The organism is Paraburkholderia sp. UYCP14C, from assembly GCF_004197395.1.
In the GTDB taxonomy this organism is placed as follows: domain Bacteria; phylum Pseudomonadota; class Gammaproteobacteria; order Burkholderiales; family Burkholderiaceae; genus Paraburkholderia.
Map to the genome: position 1 here is coordinate 41,542 of NZ_SELS01000019.1, position 17,546 is coordinate 59,087.

The 17,546-nt window shown below is 65.4% G+C and carries 19 protein-coding genes; 8 read left to right on the forward strand and 11 right to left on the reverse strand.

The window, feature by feature from the left end:
• The first annotated feature begins 173 nt into the window (after positions 1-173).
• Positions 174-1,268: a glycosyltransferase family 4 protein gene (locus EVC45_RS18915; protein WP_129959544.1), complete on the forward strand. Its 1,095-nt coding sequence runs from the start codon at positions 174-176 to the stop codon at positions 1,266-1,268.
• Positions 1,269-1,311: 43 nt separating this feature from the next.
• Here the strand turns inward: EVC45_RS18915 and EVC45_RS18920 are convergent, their stop codons facing one another.
• Positions 1,312-2,613: an O-antigen ligase gene (locus EVC45_RS18920; protein ID WP_129959546.1), complete on the reverse strand. Its 1,302-nt coding sequence runs from the start codon at positions 2,611-2,613 to the stop codon at positions 1,312-1,314.
• A gap of 291 nt (positions 2,614-2,904) precedes the next feature.
• Between EVC45_RS18920 and EVC45_RS18925 the strand changes: the two genes are divergently transcribed.
• The gene (locus EVC45_RS18925) at positions 2,905-3,750 is read left to right on the forward strand and encodes a glycosyltransferase family 2 protein (RefSeq protein WP_129959548.1); all 846 of its coding nucleotides are present in this window, start codon (positions 2,905-2,907) and stop codon (positions 3,748-3,750) included.
• Between the two features lie 56 nt (positions 3,751-3,806).
• Here the strand turns inward: EVC45_RS18925 and EVC45_RS18930 are convergent, their stop codons facing one another.
• Together EVC45_RS18930 and EVC45_RS18935 are read right to left on the reverse strand one after the other, a co-directional pair.
• Entirely contained in the window at positions 3,807-4,133 is a 327-nt protein-coding gene (locus tag EVC45_RS18930) for a hypothetical protein (protein ID WP_129959550.1), read from the reverse strand.
• Positions 4,134-4,205: 72 nt separating this feature from the next.
• Positions 4,206-4,790, reverse strand: a complete 585-nt coding sequence (locus tag EVC45_RS18935) for an ester cyclase (RefSeq protein ID WP_129959552.1) — start codon at positions 4,788-4,790, stop codon at positions 4,206-4,208.
• A gap of 193 nt (positions 4,791-4,983) precedes the next feature.
• Here EVC45_RS18935 and EVC45_RS18940 point away from each other — a divergent pair, with 193 nt between their 5' ends.
• Complete coding sequence (locus EVC45_RS18940) at positions 4,984-5,919, forward strand: recombination-associated protein RdgC (protein WP_129959554.1); 936 nt, start codon at positions 4,984-4,986, stop codon at positions 5,917-5,919.
• Positions 5,920-5,922: 3 nt separating this feature from the next.
• Here EVC45_RS18940 and EVC45_RS18945 read toward each other — a convergent pair whose 3' ends face one another.
• Positions 5,923-6,921, reverse strand: a complete 999-nt coding sequence (locus tag EVC45_RS18945) for a FecR domain-containing protein (RefSeq protein ID WP_129959556.1) — start codon at positions 6,919-6,921, stop codon at positions 5,923-5,925.
• Positions 6,922-7,409: 488 nt separating this feature from the next.
• Between EVC45_RS18945 and EVC45_RS18950 the strand changes: the two genes are divergently transcribed.
• Entirely contained in the window at positions 7,410-8,207 is a 798-nt protein-coding gene (locus EVC45_RS18950) for an EAL domain-containing protein (RefSeq protein WP_168991501.1), read from the forward strand.
• 188 nt (positions 8,208-8,395) lie between these two features.
• On the opposite strand, the gene EVC45_RS18955 is transcribed toward EVC45_RS18950, so the two are convergent.
• The 4 genes from EVC45_RS18955 to EVC45_RS18970 form a co-directional block, all read right to left on the reverse strand.
• Positions 8,396-9,628, reverse strand: coding sequence for an MFS transporter (locus EVC45_RS18955; RefSeq protein ID WP_129959559.1), 1,233 nt, complete (start codon positions 9,626-9,628; stop codon positions 8,396-8,398).
• Between the two features lie 63 nt (positions 9,629-9,691).
• Positions 9,692-10,168, reverse strand: a complete 477-nt coding sequence (locus tag EVC45_RS18960) for a VOC family protein (protein WP_129959561.1) — start codon at positions 10,166-10,168, stop codon at positions 9,692-9,694.
• A gap of 68 nt (positions 10,169-10,236) precedes the next feature.
• A complete protein-coding gene (locus EVC45_RS18965) occupies positions 10,237-10,722 on the reverse strand; it encodes a VOC family protein (RefSeq protein ID WP_129959563.1) in 486 nt (161 codons plus the stop codon).
• A gap of 149 nt (positions 10,723-10,871) precedes the next feature.
• Positions 10,872-12,434, reverse strand: coding sequence for an SH3 domain-containing C40 family peptidase (locus tag EVC45_RS18970; protein WP_129959565.1), 1,563 nt, complete (start codon positions 12,432-12,434; stop codon positions 10,872-10,874).
• Between the two features lie 167 nt (positions 12,435-12,601).
• On the opposite strand from EVC45_RS18970, the gene EVC45_RS18975 reads away from it, so the two are divergent.
• From EVC45_RS18975 to EVC45_RS18985, 3 genes are all read left to right on the forward strand, one after another.
• The gene (locus EVC45_RS18975) at positions 12,602-13,027 is read left to right on the forward strand and encodes a molybdopterin-binding protein (protein ID WP_129959567.1); all 426 of its coding nucleotides are present in this window, start codon (positions 12,602-12,604) and stop codon (positions 13,025-13,027) included.
• 102 nt (positions 13,028-13,129) lie between these two features.
• A complete protein-coding gene (locus EVC45_RS18980) occupies positions 13,130-13,630 on the forward strand; it encodes a GAF domain-containing protein (protein ID WP_129959570.1) in 501 nt (166 codons plus the stop codon).
• Between the two features lie 199 nt (positions 13,631-13,829).
• On the forward strand, positions 13,830-15,530 hold the full coding sequence (locus EVC45_RS18985) for a bifunctional diguanylate cyclase/phosphodiesterase (RefSeq protein WP_129959572.1): 1,701 nt from the start codon (positions 13,830-13,832) through the stop codon (positions 15,528-15,530).
• Positions 15,531-15,581: 51 nt separating this feature from the next.
• On the opposite strand, the gene EVC45_RS18990 is transcribed toward EVC45_RS18985, so the two are convergent.
• Complete coding sequence (locus tag EVC45_RS18990) at positions 15,582-15,797, reverse strand: DUF2945 domain-containing protein (RefSeq protein WP_129959574.1); 216 nt, start codon at positions 15,795-15,797, stop codon at positions 15,582-15,584.
• A 141-nt stretch (positions 15,798-15,938) separates the two neighbouring features.
• Between EVC45_RS18990 and EVC45_RS18995 the strand changes: the two genes are divergently transcribed.
• On the forward strand, positions 15,939-16,748 hold the full coding sequence (locus EVC45_RS18995; protein WP_129959576.1) for a mechanosensitive ion channel family protein: 810 nt from the start codon (positions 15,939-15,941) through the stop codon (positions 16,746-16,748).
• Here the strand turns inward: EVC45_RS18995 and EVC45_RS19000 are convergent.
• Together EVC45_RS19000 and EVC45_RS19005 are read right to left on the reverse strand one after the other, a co-directional pair.
• Positions 16,745-17,164, reverse strand: a complete 420-nt coding sequence (locus tag EVC45_RS19000) for a VOC family protein (RefSeq protein WP_129959578.1) — start codon at positions 17,162-17,164, stop codon at positions 16,745-16,747. The genes EVC45_RS18995 and EVC45_RS19000 overlap by 4 nt on opposite strands.
• Positions 17,165-17,267: 103 nt before the next feature.
• Entirely contained in the window at positions 17,268-17,540 is a 273-nt protein-coding gene (locus EVC45_RS19005) for a hypothetical protein (protein WP_211193439.1), read from the reverse strand.
• Positions 17,541-17,546 lie beyond the last annotated feature (6 nt).

The window sequence follows — 17,546 nt, forward strand, 5'->3', positions numbered from 1 at the left end:
GAAGGCGATTGGCCTAGATTCTAGCCGCTCGCGACCGCGCCGCGCCGCTCGACCCACGCGCGAAATCTGAGCGCAGCGACCTGAGTTCCGCGAAACCCATCCTTTACAATTGCCGCTGCCCCGCAACTGCGCGCACGGCTTGATCCGCGCGTGCATCTCACCGAGACCAGTCCTTGTCAGAGCCAACCCGCGACCCGAGCCGCCGTCCCCTCACCGACCTCGCACTGACCGCCCAGGCGCTGAAGAACAGCGGCGGCGCCGAGCGCTACACGCGCGACGTGATCGCGGGCCTGCATCGGCTGGGACTGCGCCCGACGCTGTTCGCGCGCGAGATCGACCGCGCGCTGCCGGAGGCCGCGTGGATCGATGCGCAGCCGCTCAATGTGCGCTGGGCGCCGCGCAAGCTGCGCAACCTCGCGTTCGACTGGCGTCTGAAGCAGCGTTTAAAGCGGCATCGTCCGGACTGCGTGTTCTCGATCAATCACTCGACGCATGCCGACGTCGCGTTGTGCGGCGGCACGCACCCGGGCTCGCTCGAAGCCGCGGGCCGCGCGCCGCGCCGCAGCGACGCATGGCAGATCGAGCTCGAGCGCCGCGTCTACACGCGGGCGCGCTCGATCGTCGCGCATTCGCAATTGATGAGCCGCGAGTTGCAGCGTTTCTACGACGTGCCGGCCGAGCGCATCGACGTGCTTTATCCGCCGGTCGACACCGAACGCTTCAGGCCGCTCGACGCCGCCGCGCGCGCGGCGGTGCGCCGCCAGCTCGGTGTGCCCGACGATCGCGTGATGTTCGTGTTCTCGTCGACGAGTCACGAGCGCAAGGGCTATCCGCTGCTCGAAGCGTTTTTCTCGCGCACGACGCTGCCGGTCTGCCTCGTCGTCGCCGGCCGCCCGGTGCCGAAAACCGGCGACACAATTCGTTACGCGGGTTACAGCAAGGACATCGAGAAACTGTTTGCGGCCGCCGATTTCACGGTCGTCGCGTCGGCGTACGAGCCGTTCGGGCTGGTCGGCGTGGAGTCGGTGATGTGCGGCACGCCGCTCGTGATCGCCGACAACGTCGGCTCGGCGGAGACTGTGACCGGCGCCGCGAAGATCGAGTTCTCGCGGCAGTCCGTGGGGAGTTTCGAGCGCGCGATCGGGCAGGCGCTTGAGCGCGTGAAGAGCGGCGGCGCGCGCATCGCGGCGCCGCGCGAGAACCTCGTGTACGACCCGAGCGTCGACGCGCACGTCGCGGCGCTTTACGAGGTGTTCACGCGAGGATGACGGCGGCGCCGCGCGCGGCTCGCCGCTTGCCGTCAAGGCAGAATCAATCGCCCGGCTGCGTCTCGCGCACGACCGCGGCTGGCGTCGGCGCAGCCCGCGCTTCATCGCGCAGCTCGCGTTGGCGCGCATCGATCACCGCCAGCAGCGTCGCCACCAGCGAGGCGAGCAGCACCGTCACCATCATCGGCACCAGCACGTCGATCGTGAGCCCGAAGATCACCGTGCTCGTCGCGACCCCGAGGCCCGCGTACGACGCGGCGCGGATCGCCGGATCGGTCGCATGCCGGTGTCGCCAGAAATACACCGTGATCCCGTAGTAGAACAGCAGCAGGCAGATCACGCCGATCGTGCCCATCTCGGCGAGCGTCGAGAAAAAGTCGCTGTGCGCGCGCTCGTTGACGATCTCGGCCTTCACTTCGCCGCGCCTCGCCATCGCGCCGAGCTCGTCGACCAGATGGCCCTTGCCGACGCCCCAGACCGGATGCCGCTCGAACATCATCCGCGACGCGTTCCACAGTTGCAGGCGCAGGCCGGTGGCCGTGTCGTCCTCACCCTTGTGCATCATCGACACGTCGTTCGGCACCTCGGCAAAGCGCTTCTGCACCCGCTCGGTCGACAGCACCCCGCCCGCCACGATCAGAATCGCGAGCGTCGCGATCAGCAGGCGCTTCTTCTGCGTGAACCAGCCGTACTGCATGCCGAGCAGCACGACGAACACCGGCACCGCGAGCCAGCCGCCGCGCGAGCCCGACAGAAACGACGCATAGCCGCCCGACACCAGCGCGAGCACGCGCGGCACGAGCACGCGCCAGTCGCGCGGATTGTCCCAGCCGAGCGTGAACACGGACAGGAACGCGAGCAGCAGCGCGGTATCGCCGAACGGAATCGCGTTCGTGTACGAGTTGTTCAGGCGATTCGCGTCGGTCCAGCCGCCGGGCGGCTGGGTGATGATCGCCCATGCGCCGACCGCGAGCGCGCCGGCCGCGCAGCCCCAGCCGATCATGCGCAGATTGCGCGACGGCAATTGCCGCAGCAGCAGGAACACCAGTAGCGCGAGCAGGAACCGCGACGCGTTGTCGAACTCGCGTGGCAGCCAGTAGCCGAGCACCAGCTGCTGCGTGCCGATCCCGACGGCGAACGCGAGCATGCCGATCGTGAACCAGCGATAGGTGCGCAACGCGGAGAAATAGCCCGGCACGCGCCGGTTGACGATGGCCGCGCCGAGCGCGAGCGCGACGAGCGCGAAAAAGCAGTAGCCGGTTCCGCCGCGCCACATCAGATTGACGGCGGGCGCGAGAAACAGCAGAGCCGACGTGAGCCAGACCAGGCTGGAAGCAAAAATCATAGGTCTACGTTATCGATGAACACACTACCGTTGCGGTGGTGAAAATTGCAGGGGGCGCCGGACCATTCGAGTCCTTCAATACGGTAGAGCGATCCGGATTATAACCATGCGCTTCCTTGCGAAATGCTTGCTGCCGCACGCGGTAAGGTGTCGCTGGCCCGCGGGATGCGGCCGGGGCGGGGGCGGGCGCCGTCTGTCGTGCGGGCAGGCGGGGGCGGTACAATCGCGCGACATTCATGGCCGGCGCGCGGCGCATGCCGCGCCCCGTGCCCAGCTCAACGGACCGACTCGATGTTCTCAATCATCATCCCGACCTGGAACAACCTGCCTTATCTGCGCCTCGTGATCAAAAGCCTGCGACGTCATTCGACGCATCCGCACCAGATCATCGTGCACGTCAACGACGGCTCGGACGGCACGCTCGCGTGGGTGCGCGACGAGGGCATCGAGCACACGGCGTCGCCCGGCAATATCGGCATCTGCCACGCGGTCAATATCGCGGCGGCGCGCGCGACGCGAGACTACATCGTCTACATGAACGACGACATGTACTGCTGTCCCGGCTGGGATGAAGCGCTCGTCAAGCGTCTCCCGCAGATGCCGGCCGACAACCTGTTCATGCTGTCGGGCACGATGATCGAGCCGGTCGATTCCGGCAATCCGTGCGTGGTCGTGCGCGACTTCGGCCGCGACGCGCAGGTGTTTCGCGCCGACGAGCTGATCGCGGCAACCCCCAGCCTCGTGCGCGCCGACTGGCGCGGCGCGACATGGCCGCCGACGCTCGTGCATCGCGACTGGTGGTTCAAGGTGGGCGGCTACAGCAGCGAGCTGAGCCCCGGCATGAGCAGTGACAACGATTTCTCGATGAAACTGTGGGACGCCGGCTGCCGCGTGTTCGTCGGCGTCGGCGACAGTCTCGTCTATCACTTCCAGCAGAAGAGCACCGGCAAGGTCGTGAAGAACGACGGGCGTCGCCAGTTCCTCAACAAGTGGGGGATGACGCAGGCGACCTTCGACCGCTATTACCTGCGCCGCGGCACCGCCATCGACGGCGCGCTCGAGGTCAGCGAGCCCGAGCGCACCGGCCGGCTGCGTCGGGCGCTGCTGAAGTCGCGCATCAAGCGCGCGTTGGGCTGACCGGCGTCGAGCCGCAAGCGGCTGCTCGACGCATCGCGTGTGTCGAACGCCGCCTGTCAAACGCCGCCCGTCACGAGCGGAAGCACCGTCAGATCCGGATGCGTGCCGTCGACGATGCTGCGCCCCACGTGCACCGCTTCGTATAGCGCGTCGTCGAGGCTCGCGAAGCTCTCCTCGCCGTCCGCGTGAAACGGCACGGCATGGCCCGGAAGGTGGGGGTTGGCCCCCGGATGGCAGACGTAGCCGAGGTACGTGTAGCGGCTCTTATGCGCGGCCGCATCGGCCGCACGCGCGGGGTCGGGCGGGTCCTTCTCGACGGGTGACACGTGTATCTCGAAGCCCTCATATTGCACCGTCTGCCAGTTTGCGGTTTCGTCGGCCATGACCGCCTCCGTCTGGGTCTGTTCTGTCCAAAAAGTCTAGGTGATTTGCCGCCAAAACGCGCGGGCGCCCGGCTACGGTTTGATCGCGCCGAGTTGCTTCAGCAGCGTCAGGTTGTCCTCGAGATGCCAGTTTTCGACGATCCGGCCGTCCTCCACGCGATACAGGTCGAACGCCTGGAAGTCGACAGTCTGGCCGTTGCCCTTCAGGTTCTGGAACTGGCCGGTGAAGTGGCCATGAAAGTGCAGATGCACCGATGCGCGGTCGCCGGCCACGACCAGATCGTCGATCTCCGCGTGCAGGTCGGGCACCGCCGCGCGGAATCCCTTCGACGCCTGCAACGGACCGTTCGGGCCCTGCGGGCGACCGTCCGGCAGCGTCCTGTCGATGAACGCGGGTGACAGCGCGAGCCGCGCATACGCTTCGTCACCGGTGTTCCAGAACCCGGCGTAGCGGCGCGCGGCGAGCACGACCGCGGCGCCTTGCGGGGAATTGCTGTCGAGCGCGAGATGGTGCGGCGTGGGCAGCGCGGCGTCGTTCGCGGCTGGCGCGGAATCCGCGGCGTATGCGTTGATTGCGCCGCTTGCGCCGATTGCACTGGCGAGGCCGACGGCGACGAGAACCTGACGGGCAAGACGGGAAATCGTTGCGTTGCTCATGATGCGCTCCTGGGAGGTGGGTTGATGAAGCGCATTCTGCTGACATCGGCCGCATTTGATAATTGGCCTGAAGCTGGAAAGATTTTCATCTTATTTTTGAAAATAACTCATCGCCAGGATCGCGTCCGTCAGAACGCCCCGGCCGCTTCTCGTCGGATAAAATGCTGCGCTTTGCCTAAATCCGACTTCGCTCATGTGGTTCAAAAACCTTCAGCTGCACCGTTTGCCCGCTCCGTGGTCCGTCACCCCTGAACAGATGCAGAAGTGGCTCGCGCCGTACGCGTTCGCGCCCGGCCAGAGCGTCGAGATGCAAGCCCAAGGCTGGGCGCCGCCGCGCGACGGCGACTCGCTCGTCTACGCGATGAACGGTCAGATGCTGCTGACGTTCCGTGCCGAGAAGAAGCTGCTGCCCGCGTCGGTCGTCACCCAGATCACGCGCGAGCGCGCGGCCGAGCTCGAAGATCAGCAGGGCTTCAAGCCGGGCCGCAAGCAGATGCGCGAGCTGAAGGAGCAGGTCACCGACGAGCTGCGGCCGCGCGCGTTCAGCATCCGCCGCGATACGCGTGTGTGGATCGATTGCGCGAATGGCTGGCTCGTGATCGACGCGGCGTCGCAGGCGGTCGCCGACGACGTGCGCGGACTGCTCGTGAAGTCGATCGACCAGTTGCCGCTGATGACGGTGCGCGTCGCGCAGTCGCCGGTCGCGGCGATGACCGGCTGGCTGCTCGACGGCGATGGGCCGGCGGGTTTCACGCTCGATCAGGACACCGAGCTGCGTTCGCCCGCCGAGGGCAACGCGACGGTGCGCTATGTCGGCCATGCGCTGGACGCCGAAGACATGCGCCGCCACATCGAGGCGGGCAAGCAATGCATGCGGCTTGCGATGACGTGGAACGATCGCGTGTCGTTCGTGCTGACGCCGTCGCTGACGATCAAGCGCATCACGCCGCTCGACGTGCTCAAGGAAGCGAGCGACCCGACCGCGCAGAACGACGACGAACGCTTCGATTCCGATGTCGCACTGATGACGGCCGAGCTCGATCGCATGCTGCGCGATCTGATCGACGCGCTGGGCGGCGAGCAGGATGGCATCGAAGGGTTCGCATTGCCGCAGGCCGTGGCGGCCTGAGCGTCAGATTCTCGCGCTGGCCAGCGCTTCGATCAGGGTCCAGTACGGCGTGATCGAGCGCAAGCGGATCGGGTAGGTCCGCTGCAGCAGCGCGAGCGTCGCGTCGGTATCGGTGAGCTGATAGATGCCGGACACGCGCAGATCGGCGACGTCGTCGGCATAGCGCAACACGCCGGCGTGATAGCGCGCGAGTTCGTCGACGAGGTCCGCGATACGCATGTCGTTCGCGTAGAGCAGGCCACGCGTCCACATCGCCTCGCGCGGGTCGAGCGCCTGCGGTGCCGCGATGCCGTCGCGTGTGAGCCTGCTCCATTGGCTCTGCGTCAGCATCAGCGCCGAGCCCTCGGCCGGCGTCGCCAACGCGTCACCGCGAAACGCGGCCACGCGTGTGAAACCATCCCGTTGCCTCACGCTGAACTGTGCGCCGCGCGCTTCGACGACACCTTCGGCGGTCTGCACGAGCAAAGGTGTAGCAGTCGTCGCGGCGCCTGCTGGGCCCCGCACGTCGCTGACGGGCCGCACCATGATTTCCCCCGCGAGCAGATGAATGCGCCGAACGTTCGGCGCGAACGCGACGTTGATCGCGCTCGCGCTGCCCAGCGTGATCTGGGAGCCATCCGCAAGCAGCACATCATGCAGTTCGCCGGTCGCGGTGCGAAAGTCGGCGCTCCACGTGCGCCACGGCAGGCGGCTCGCGAGCCAGCCTGCGGGCGCGCCGATGGCGAGCCACGACAGCGTTTTCAGCGCGCGCCGCCGTCCCGTCGACACGCCGGCGATATCCGCGTCTTCGCGTAGTGCGGGGCCGCCGTACGCGGGCGGGGTGCCGGTCTCGTGCCGCAATTGCTGAGCGAGCAGCCAGGCGCGTCGATGCGTGTCGCTCTGCTCGCGCCAACGCTCGCAGGCCGCGTGGTCCGCCGCGCTCGCGTGCGCCGAGTTCAGCCGAACCAGCAGACGCGCCGCCTGGCTCCGGATCTGTCGGTCAACAGCGGACGTGCTGGTCATGATTGGCCTGTTATTCCGTATTCGTTTTTCGCGAAACATTTTTGTTAAATGCGCGGTACGCCGAAACGCATTTGACAAATGTGATTTAAAAATTGAATTTAACAAATCACATTTAACAATTCCTGTCTGTTGAATTAGCTATTCTCGGTGAAAATCCGACCGGAGTTCGCAGCGGATTTAAGCAATACGTTTATCCTAAGCGGAAGCGACTCGCTCAACCGATTTCTCCTTTGCTGAGTAGGGTCGAAATCACCAGAATGGTGCGTACGTTCAGTCATTTCTGAGCGGGATAACGCATTGTCATTGATACAAAAAAATTACGCCACGCGTATGCCTATTATTTTTTCACGAATGCTTTTCATGAAATACGGCTAATTGCGTCACAAGCGAACGCTGCCTTTTTGTCACGAATTGCAGTGTGCCGGGTTTAGCTGACGGGCGTGTGAAGCCTGATGAAACTATTCGCCGGGTCATCGAGGAGGCGGACTGTGGGTGAAGAAAAAGTCATTGACGCGTGCAAGCGCGCATCGCTCGGCGCGCGGATCATCGCCGGGCTGCACGCGGGCGAGTTCACCGTCGCGTTTCAACCGGTCGTGCATGTGCAAACACGCGCGCTGTCTGGCGTCGAGTGTCTGTTGCGCTGGCGGCATCCGCAGTACGGGTTGCTGCTGCCCGGCGCATTCGAGTCGGCTCTGCACGATCCGGCGGTCGCGCACGAGGCGACGCGCTTCGTGCTAGACGTCGCATTCCAGCGGCTGCGCGACAGACTGCGAGCCGGGGGCGCGCCGCCACTCGTTGCGATCAAGGTTCAACCGTGCCAACTGTTGGACGACTCGCTCGTGCGGACGATCGACGAGCTCACGCGCCGTGATGGCGTGCTTGCTTCGCGTACCGAACTCGAACTGGTCGAGAACGAGGAGACGCTTGCCGTCGTCGCGACGCGCGAGTTCACCGCGCCGCTGCGCTCGCTCGGCGTGCAGCTCGCGCTCGACGACTTCGGCACCGGCTATTCGTCGCTTGCGACACTCGCCGGCGCGCGGGTCGATGCGGTGAAGCTCGCCCGCGAGTTCTTCCGTCTTGGGCCGCAGCACGCCGATTCGCGCGCCGCCTGCGTGATCCGCGGCGTGATCGACATCGTCGAGCGGCTCGGCATGCGCGCCGTCGTCCAAGGTGTAGAGAATGCTGCGCAGATGGCGTGGCTCGCGACGCTGCCTACGGTCTATGCGCAGGGCCATTACGTCGGCAAGGCCATGTATGAATATCCCGCCACGCATGAACCCCGGTAAAACTCCGTGCGCTGCCGCACCTTCGATGCAGACGAAAAAACGACCGCCGTATCAAAGGCTTGCGGATTTTTCCGGGAAGTTATGCACAGATTTGCCAACAAAAACTGTGGGTAACTTTGCGCGTGTCGTCGCGCAAGGAACTGCGTTTGCTATCACGCGTGCCGCGCTGCGTCGCGCATCGAAGCGCGTCAGTCTTCGAGCGCCCACGCGCGCTTGCGGCGTAGCAGCGCCGAGCCGATCGATACTGCCGCGCCGATGCCGCCCATCGTCAGCGACAGCGCGACGATCAGCGGGCCGGTTTGCGTGCGCGCGGAGAACACGCCGACGAGCAGGCCGGCGAGCGGCTGCGTCAGGTTGTTCAGCAGAATCGCGACGCCGATCGTCTTGCCGTAGTCCTCGGGCGGAATGATTTGCAAACGCGCGCTGCGGATGTAGACGTTGAACATCTTGTCGAAGCCGACGATCAGCAGAAAGCCGAGCGCATAGCCCCACGGCGACGCGCTCGCGCCCGCGATCACGCCGCCCGCGCAGATCGTCACGAACGCGACGAGACCGAGCACGCGCGCGGGCCAGCCGGCGCGCGCGACCGTCAGCAGCACCAGCACCGTGGCGATTGCGCCGGCCGTTTGCAGACCCGCGTAGTAGCGGTTCGATTGCGCATGCAAGCCCGTCACCATCGCCGCCGATGTCGCGAGCGTGACGCCGATCACGAGGTTCTCCGCGGCCGCCAGCATGATGACCTTCTTCAGTCCCGGCAGCGTCCACACGTGATTGAGCGCGATGCGCAGCGGTGTGGTCCAGTGAGCGGTGGGCGCGAACGATTCAGCGGGCGAATCAGCGGACCTTTGAGCGGGCGCGCGAAAGCCGCTCAGTCGCTGCCAGACGAACAGCGCGGCGTCGGCGCACAGAAACAGCACGCCGGTCGCGGCGACCACCCATTCCCAACGCCACACACCGAGCAGCAGCGCGGCGAGCATCGGCCCGAGCACGAAGCCGAGCTGATCGGCCAGTTGCGAATACGCGAGCACCTTCTGGATCTGCTGCGTGCTGAAGATCTGCGGCAGCATCACCTCGCGCGCGACGAGCCCCTGGCTCGTCAGCACGCCGCACGCGGCCGACAGCGCGATCAGCCAGCCGATGCCGCCGAACAGCGCATACGCGGCGATACCACCGAAGCATGCGAGCGCACGCACCGCCTGGCTCAGCCGCATCAGACGCAGCGGCGGGAAGCGGTCGCAGAGCGCGCCGAAGAACGGGAACACGAGGTAACGCGGCAGCGTTTCGATGAAGAACGCGAGGCCCGACCACGAGACCTGGCGCGTCGTTTGAAACACCACGAGCGGCACCAGAAAGAGCAGGATCTGATCGGCGAGACGCGCGATGAACAGCGAGCAGAAGAAGGCCTGATGGTTGACGCGCACCGTGGTTGTCTCGCCGTGTTGGGGTCGAGAGCGATCCTATCAAAAGATCGCGCGTGCGCCGTCTTACTCGCCGCGATACGCGTGTTCGAGGAGCGCGATATCGAGCTTGACCATCTTCATCATCGCCGCCATCACGCGGCTTGCCTTCTTGCGATCCGGGTCGAGCACCATCTCCAGCAGCACGCTGGGGGTGATCTGCCACGACACGCCGAAGCGGTCCCGCAGCCAGCCGCAGGCCACCGGCTCGCCGCCGCCGTCCAGCAGCTTCGACCAGTAGCGGTCGACTTCTTCCTGCGAGTCGCAGTGCACCAGCAGCGAGATCGCCGGTGTGAATTGATATTGAGGGCCACCGTTCAGAGCCATGAACTGCTGGCCTTCGATCTCGAACGTGATGGCCAGGACTTCGCCTTCCGGTCCTGGACCGGCATCCGTGTAGTGCAGCGTGGTGGCGATGCGCGAAGCCGGAAACACCGATGTGTAGAACTCCGCGGCTTCTTCCGCGTTGCCGTCGAACCACAGGCACGGCGCGATTTTCTGCATGACGTTGCTCCTTCGTGATGTGCCGACGGTGGGCGCGGGCGTGCGTTCGCCCGACGCCCACCGGCCTCTCACTTCTTCTCTTCGGGCGCGCAGTTCATTGCTGCCATCGCCTGCTGGATTTCCTCGGCGCTCAGGTCGCGCTTGTGCGTCGCGAGCGACCAGCTGTGGCCGAACGGATCCTTGACCTGGCCGTAGCGGTCGCCCCAGAACATGTCGGTGACGGGCATCGTGACGGTCGCGCCCGCGTCGACCGCCTGTTTGAAACTCGCGTCGACGTCCGGGACGTAGTAGTGAATCGTGACCGGCGTGCCCTTCAGCGTGTTGGGGCCGAAGCTCTGATGCTCGGGCCATTCGTCGGTCAGCATTAGCATCGAGTCGCCGATTTTCAAGGTCGCGTGCATCACCTTGCCGTCGGGGCCCGGCAGACGGATCTGTTCGACGGCGTTGAAGGCTTTCGTATAGAACGCGATCGCTTCGGCGGCGTTCTTGCAGATCAGGTACGGCGTGAGCGAGTGCATCCCGTCCGGGATCGGTTTGACTGCGGCGCTGGACATGACAGTGACTCCTTGAAGTAACGGTTCCTCAGTGGAAAGACCGGCTGCGTGAGCTGGGTCTTCAACGTTACGACGAGTTTGTGACTGTCGGATCGACACTCCGAGAAAAATATTTTTTGGGGGAGGGCGAGGGCGGGGGCCCTCGCCATTCAACCCGCCGGATTGTCCTCGTCCGCGGGCGGCGCGGACGATGGCGCCGCGCTGCCCGCCGGTGCGCCGAGGATGCTGATCTGGAACGTATGGGTCGCGGCAAGCGACTGCAGCGTCGCGTCTTCGGGGACGTGCTCGTCGAGCGGCAGGATCACCGAGCCGCCGATCACCGCGCGCCGGCTGTTGTCGGCCGGACGCAGGCCCCACACGTCCTGATAGACGACGGGGACCGTGACGCCGTCGCGTGTCGTGTTGCCGAGGTACAGCATCACGTGGCCGCCGATATAGATCAGCGTGCGCAGCGGCACCCCATGACGCGCCAGATAGTCGAGCCGCTCGGCGGGCGACGACTCCGACAGATCGACCATGCGGCCGGCGCTCATCTGCGTCGACGAATGGCGCGGCAGCCACACGCCGAACGCGGCGAAGATGCTTTGCAGTTCCGACGAGCAGTCGTTGTAGAGCCCGCTGTTGCCCCAGCCGTACGGCCGGCCGATCAGCGCCTTCAATAGCATCGCGAGATGGCGCGGTGTCGCGGCGAGCGGCATCGGCGTGATCTGCGTGGCGTCGAGCGACGCGCTGCGGATCAGCGCGCGGCCGTCGACGTCGCGCGCGGGAACGAGCAGCTCGCGCGTGACCGGGTTGGTGCTGGCCGTGGCTGACGATGCCGGGGCACCCGCCACCAGCGGCAGCATCGTCCCGGCCGGGGCAGCGAAGCGGAACACGCCATGACTGTCGCTGATCGCCGCCGACGCGACGATCACCGCCCCCAGCGACTTTCCGGCCGCCGCGCGCCATTGATCGATGAAACGCTCGTCGGCGAACGCGACGCCGTCGCTGCGCACCCAGCCCTGCACGTCGGGCGTCTGCACGTAATGCCACGCACCGTCGACGCTGCTGCCGAGCACGTAGAGCGGCGTGCCTGGCCGCACCGCCGAGATCTGCAGGTTGTCGAACGGATAACCTTCGCCGGCCAGGTGATGGTCGTAAAACGACGGATCGGTGGTCGGCAGCTCGCGCACCATCAGGTTGCCCGTTGCGATCGCGCGCCGCTCGGGCTGGTAGACCGGCGTTTGCGTGAACTGCGCTAGGTTGATGTTGCGCGCGATCGCGTCGATCCACGCCTTGTCGTGCGGCCGGAAGTTTTCGCCGTAACCGATGACGCTGCCATGCTTGCCGGTGTTGTCGAACTTGTCGATGCGGCGCTGTTGCAGTGCGGCAATGTCCTCGCCCTGTTCGCGAAACACGCGGGTGGTGACCCACGCGGGATTCCACGGCGACGGCGCGTTCTCGCCCGTGCCGAAGTAGCGCGCGAACAGCGCGTCGAAATGCGCGCGCTGCTCGGCGGCGCTCAGAAACGGCCGATCGTAGTCGGGGCTGTTCGGATCGAGCCAGTGATCGACGTTCTGGTCGTAGTGGTCGAGCGGAAACAGCGTGACGTTGTCGACGAACGCGTGCGTGTCGCGCGGCGGCGTCGGCGTGCCGCATGCGACGAGCGTCGTGACGGCGGCGCACAGTAAGACGGCGCGGCAGGCACGGCGGGAGAGTACGGCGACGGGCATAAAGATCCGGCGTAGGAGGTCCAAGGCCACGATGATACGGTGTCGGGGATGTCCACGGCGCATTGGATTTTGCCGGCGGCCCACGCGGCTTCCACGCGGCTTCCATTACACTCGCTCGATCTGTCCACTCGCGCGTTGCGACGCGCTTCAATCGCAGGGAGTCAGCCATGAAAACCAGCGCACGCAATCAGTTCAGCGGCGAAGTTACCGACGTCACGCACGGTGCGGTCAACGACGATGTCACGCTGCGCACGTCGGACGGTCTGGAGGTCGTCGCGATCATCACGCACGGCAGCGCGAAGTCGCTCGGGCTTGCGCCCGGCAAGCAGGCATTTGCGCTCGTGAAGGCATCGTCGGTGATCGTGATGGTCGACGTCGCGAGGCAACAGGTATCGGCGCGCAACTGCATCGAGGGGACCGTCGCGGCCGTGACGAAGGGCGCGGTCAATTCTGAGGTGACGATCAGCGCGGGCAGCGCGCAGATCGCCGCGATCATCACCAACGACAGCGTCGCGCGCCTCGGCCTCGCCAGCGGCAAGCCGGCGACGGCGATTTTCAAGGCGTCGAGCGTGATTATCGGTGTCGATCAGTAGCAGGCTCTAACGTGAATACCCGCGCAGGGCGCGCGGGGATTGCGCTTGCTTTACACTGCACCCCTTCCCGCATTCCATCCCGCTCTGATCACGGACGCCGTCATGTTCGAAGTTTCCTCCGCCTCGCATCTGCCCAAAGCCGCGCAATACGAAGAACTGGTCGCGCAGGCGCGCGCGCTGCTCGCCGGCGAAACCGACTGGATCGCCAACGCGGCGAATTTCTCGTCGTTCGTGTTTCATTCGTTGAGCGATCTGAACTGGGCCGGCTTTTACTTTCACGACGGCCGCGAACTGGTGGTCGGCCCGTTCCAGGGCAAGCCCGCGTGCGTGCGCATTGCGCTCGGCAAGGGCGTCTGCGGTACGGCCGCACAAACCCGTCAGACCCAGGTCGTGCGCGACGTGCACGAGTTTCCCGGCCATATCGCGTGCGATTCGGCGTCGCAATCGGAGATCGTGGTGCCGCTCGTCGCGCCCGACGGTACGCTGATCGGCGTGTGGGATGTCGATAGCCCGGTCGTCGCCCGCTTCGACGAGGAGGACGCGAAGGGCATGGAAGCGCTCTGCGCGGTGTTCATCGAGGCGGCGCTGCCGCGCGGCGTGTAGCGTTCGCTGTAGGTTTTCGCGGCTTTTTTCGAGGTTTGTCTCGACCCGTCAGGCCGCCGGATCGCGAGCGAAAGTCGATATCATAGGCACACTCGCCACGCGCGACGCAGCGCAGCGCAATGCGCCGCTGTGACGTCCGCGCGCCATGCGTCGGGAACACGCGGATTCGCTTCGATTACCGGGGACAAAGGCCGGCGCGATGCATCATTCCATTCACGTCGAAGCGCGCATGCGCGATGCCGCGTTGGCAGCCGCGCCCTACGGCATGTTCATCTGCACGGCGGACGGCATCTTCGAGACCGTCAACGCCGCTTTCGAAAAGCTGACCGGTTATAGCGCGCAAGAACTGGTCGGCATCCGTTCGTTCGAGTCGCTGCACGATCCCGCCGAACTGGTCAAACGTCGCGCGGAGTTGCCCTCGCTCGCGGCGCTGAACGCGCGCTACGAAGGCGAATGGACCTATCTGCGGCGCAACGGCTCGCCGCTGCGCGTCGCGTTTGCGCTCGCGCCGCTGAACGCCGAAGGCGCGCAGGCGACGTTTCCGGCGCTGCGCTATGTCGGCATCGCGGTCGACATGACCCGCTATGCGCAATCCGAAGCGCGCCTGTGGTACGTCGCGCATCACGACGGCGTCACGCGTCTGCCGAATCAAACCCTGTTCATCGAACGTCTCGAACTGACGATCGCGCGCTGTCAGCGCAGCGGCGGCGGCTTTGCCGTGATGATCGTCGAGCTCGATCACCTGCGCAAACTGCGCGACGCGCTCGGGCTTCATGCGGCGGAGCTCGTGCTGCAGATCGTCGGCGAACGGCTGCGCGGCATGTTTCCGCACGATGGCACGATCGCGTCGATCGGCGGCACGCAGTTCGCGCTGCTCGTCAATGAAACCGGCGCGGGCGCCGATGCATTCGCCGCCGAAGCGCTCGGCCGCCTTGCCGAAGCGATCGATTACGCCGGCACGTCGCTGAACCTTGCCGCGAGCATCGGTCTCGCCGCGTATCCCGCCGACGGCGCCGATGCGCCGACGCTGATGCGCCGCGCGGGCGTCGCGTTGTCGGCGGTGAGCGGCAACGCGGTGCGGCGCTTTTCGACCGCGCTCGAAGGACAGGCCGCGCGCCGCTTCGAACTCGAGACGATGCTGCGCGAAGCGCTCGAGCGCCAGCAACTCCACCTCGTGTATCAGCCGCAGATTACGCTCGCGACCGGACGCATCGCGCAGGTCGAGGCGCTGCTGCGCTGGAATCATCCGCAGCGCGGCATGATCAGTCCGGTCGAATTCGTGCCGATCGCGGAAGAGGCGGGGCTGATCGAACGGATCGGCGAATGGGTGATCCGCACCGCGTGCCGCGACGCGGGCAAGCTGCTGCGACAGATCGGCACGTTGCCGCGGTTCGCGGTCAACGTGTCGCCGCAACAGTTCGCCCATCAGGACCTGTTCCACACGATCCGCGACGCGCTGGCGGATGCCGCGCTCGACCCCGCGTATCTCGAGGTCGAAATCACCGAGGGCGTGCTGCTCGGCGACATCGAACAGGCGTTGCAAACGCTGCATGCATTGCGCGCGCTCGGCGTCGAAGTCGCGGTCGACGACTTCGGCACCGGCTATTCGAGCCTCGCGTATCTGACGCGCTTTCCGCTCAATCGCCTGAAAATCGACCGCTCGTTTGTGACCGGCATGAGCCGCGATCCGCAAAGCGCGGCGCTCGTCGGCGCGATCATCGCGATGGCGCATGCGTTGCAACTGCGCGTGACCGCCGAGGGTGTCGAAACGGCCGAACAGGCGGCACAGCTCGAAGCGCTGGGCTGCGATGAGGCGCAGGGCTTCTGGTTTTCGCGTCCGCTGACGATTGCGACGCTGCGCAATGTGTTGAAGCCTTTAGCGGGAGATGTGGTCGGCTAGTTGTCCGGAGTAATTTCTTGGGGCGCCGCGCTTCAGTGCGGTTCGTCCCTTTCAATCTCTCAGACGCTCGAGCGCATCGCCGCGATGCACGGCGCGTTTGCCGCTTTTCTCGCTTTCCACTTCGTAGTGCGGGTCCGATTTCGATGCGGCGACGGCCCTGCCATCTACCGTCTCGCGCGTAGAAATGACACGCACGATCCGGCCATGTGTGGCGCCTTGCGGGGTGTTCCAACTGACGCGATCGTGAAGTTTCAGATGAGCGGACATGGATGGTTCCATCGGGAGCGCGGGCGACGGCGACGATATCGACATCCGATGAGCAAGTCGCGTACCGCGCCGGGTAACCGATGGACGGGAACGCGTCGTGCTTTATCTGCGTTGGGATTAACCACACGAATCAAGCCGCCGATGAACGACTCCCTCTACCGTCTCTTTCATCTACAGCCGTCGCTGCTCGTCACGCTGACGCACGACGTCGTTCATATCGCCATTGCCGTGCTGATCGTCGTGATCGGCTGGTGGTTGTCGAACCGCGTCGGCGCGATGTTCGCGAAGGCGCTCGCGCGCACCCACGCGGACCCGACCCTCGCGCCGATGCTCGCCGCGATGGGCACGTGGGCCGTGCGCGTACTCGTCTTCATCGCGGCGCTCGGTGAGGTGGGCATCGCGACCGCGAGCGTGTTGGCCGTGCTCGGCGCGGCTGGCCTCGCGATCGGCCTCGCGCTGCAAGGCACGTTGCAGAACATCGCGGCCGGCATGATGCTGCTGTTGCTGCGGCCGTTTCGCGTCGGCGACGTGATCGAAGGCAGCGGCGCCGCGGCTGGCATCGTGCGCGAGGTGGGGCTCTTCACGACGCGGATCGAACGCGGCGACGGCAACCTCGTGTTCGTGCCGAACAGTCAGATCTGGAGCAATCCGGTGATTAACTACAGTTGTGGCGGCACGCAGCGCATCGAGGTCGAACTGGAACTCGCGCAGCGCAAGGACGTGGATGCGGCGATCGGGCAACTGCAGAAACTCGTGGCCGACGAGCCTCGCGTGCTGAGCGGCTCGACGCTGGCACCGGTGGTGTCGGTGGCGGATTATCCGGCGGATGGCGGCGCGACGTTGCGGATCGCCGCGTGGGTCAGGTCGCCGGATGCATCGTTGGCTGGCGGCGACCTGCATCAGAGGGCGCAGGTGGTGTTGGAGCAGGCGGGGTGCGAGGTTGCGGCTTAGGGGTTAGGGTTTGCGGTTTGGGGGTTCGGGGCATGACATACTGCCTCGACGCGATTGCCAGCCGGGTCGAGCAGAAATGCCGCGTAGTAGTCGGGGTGATAGTGAGGCCTCAGGCCAGGCTGTCCGTCGGATGTGCCACCAGTCGAGAGTCCCGCTTTGAAGAATGCATCGACATGATCTCGGGACGGCGCTTTGAAGCACCAGTGCCGTTTGTTCTCTTTGATTTCGCTTGGGTCGTGATACACGGCCAGATAGGTCGACGAGGTGTCGTCGCCCGTGCAACGCTCGCCATAGCCTATGGCGGTGGGGCGGTCGTAGACTTTGCTCGCGCCGAGGGCCGTCATGATGGCGTCGTAGAAACGGCGTGCTGCGTCGATGTCGGGTACGCCGATCGAGACGTGGTCGAGAAGCTGCATTGGATGTCTTCCCTTTGAATTTGTTTCGCGATAATTCGAGCGCTTGGCGCGAGAAAAGGCAGGTCTTCGCTACTGTGCAAGAGGGGGCCTATCTGTGTGGGTATCAGTCGTTTGGATGATCTTGAAACAGTGGAGCGCCGAGATCCAGAGTAATCAGGTAACGCTCGTCGTTTGGGCGATCATCTGTCCGGAAGCACCGTATATTGAGCGCAACCTGATATTTGTCGGCGGCTTGCCAGCGCGTCGTTGGGTCCGCGCACGAGTGGACTGCATTTCGAGTCGCCTGAGTGTCTTCGATGGGACGGCTGTGGCGAGCCTCGAACGGTGTCCATCCCGCCCTTCTGAATTGATCTTGCAGGTCGGTGAGAATAGCCATTGACTC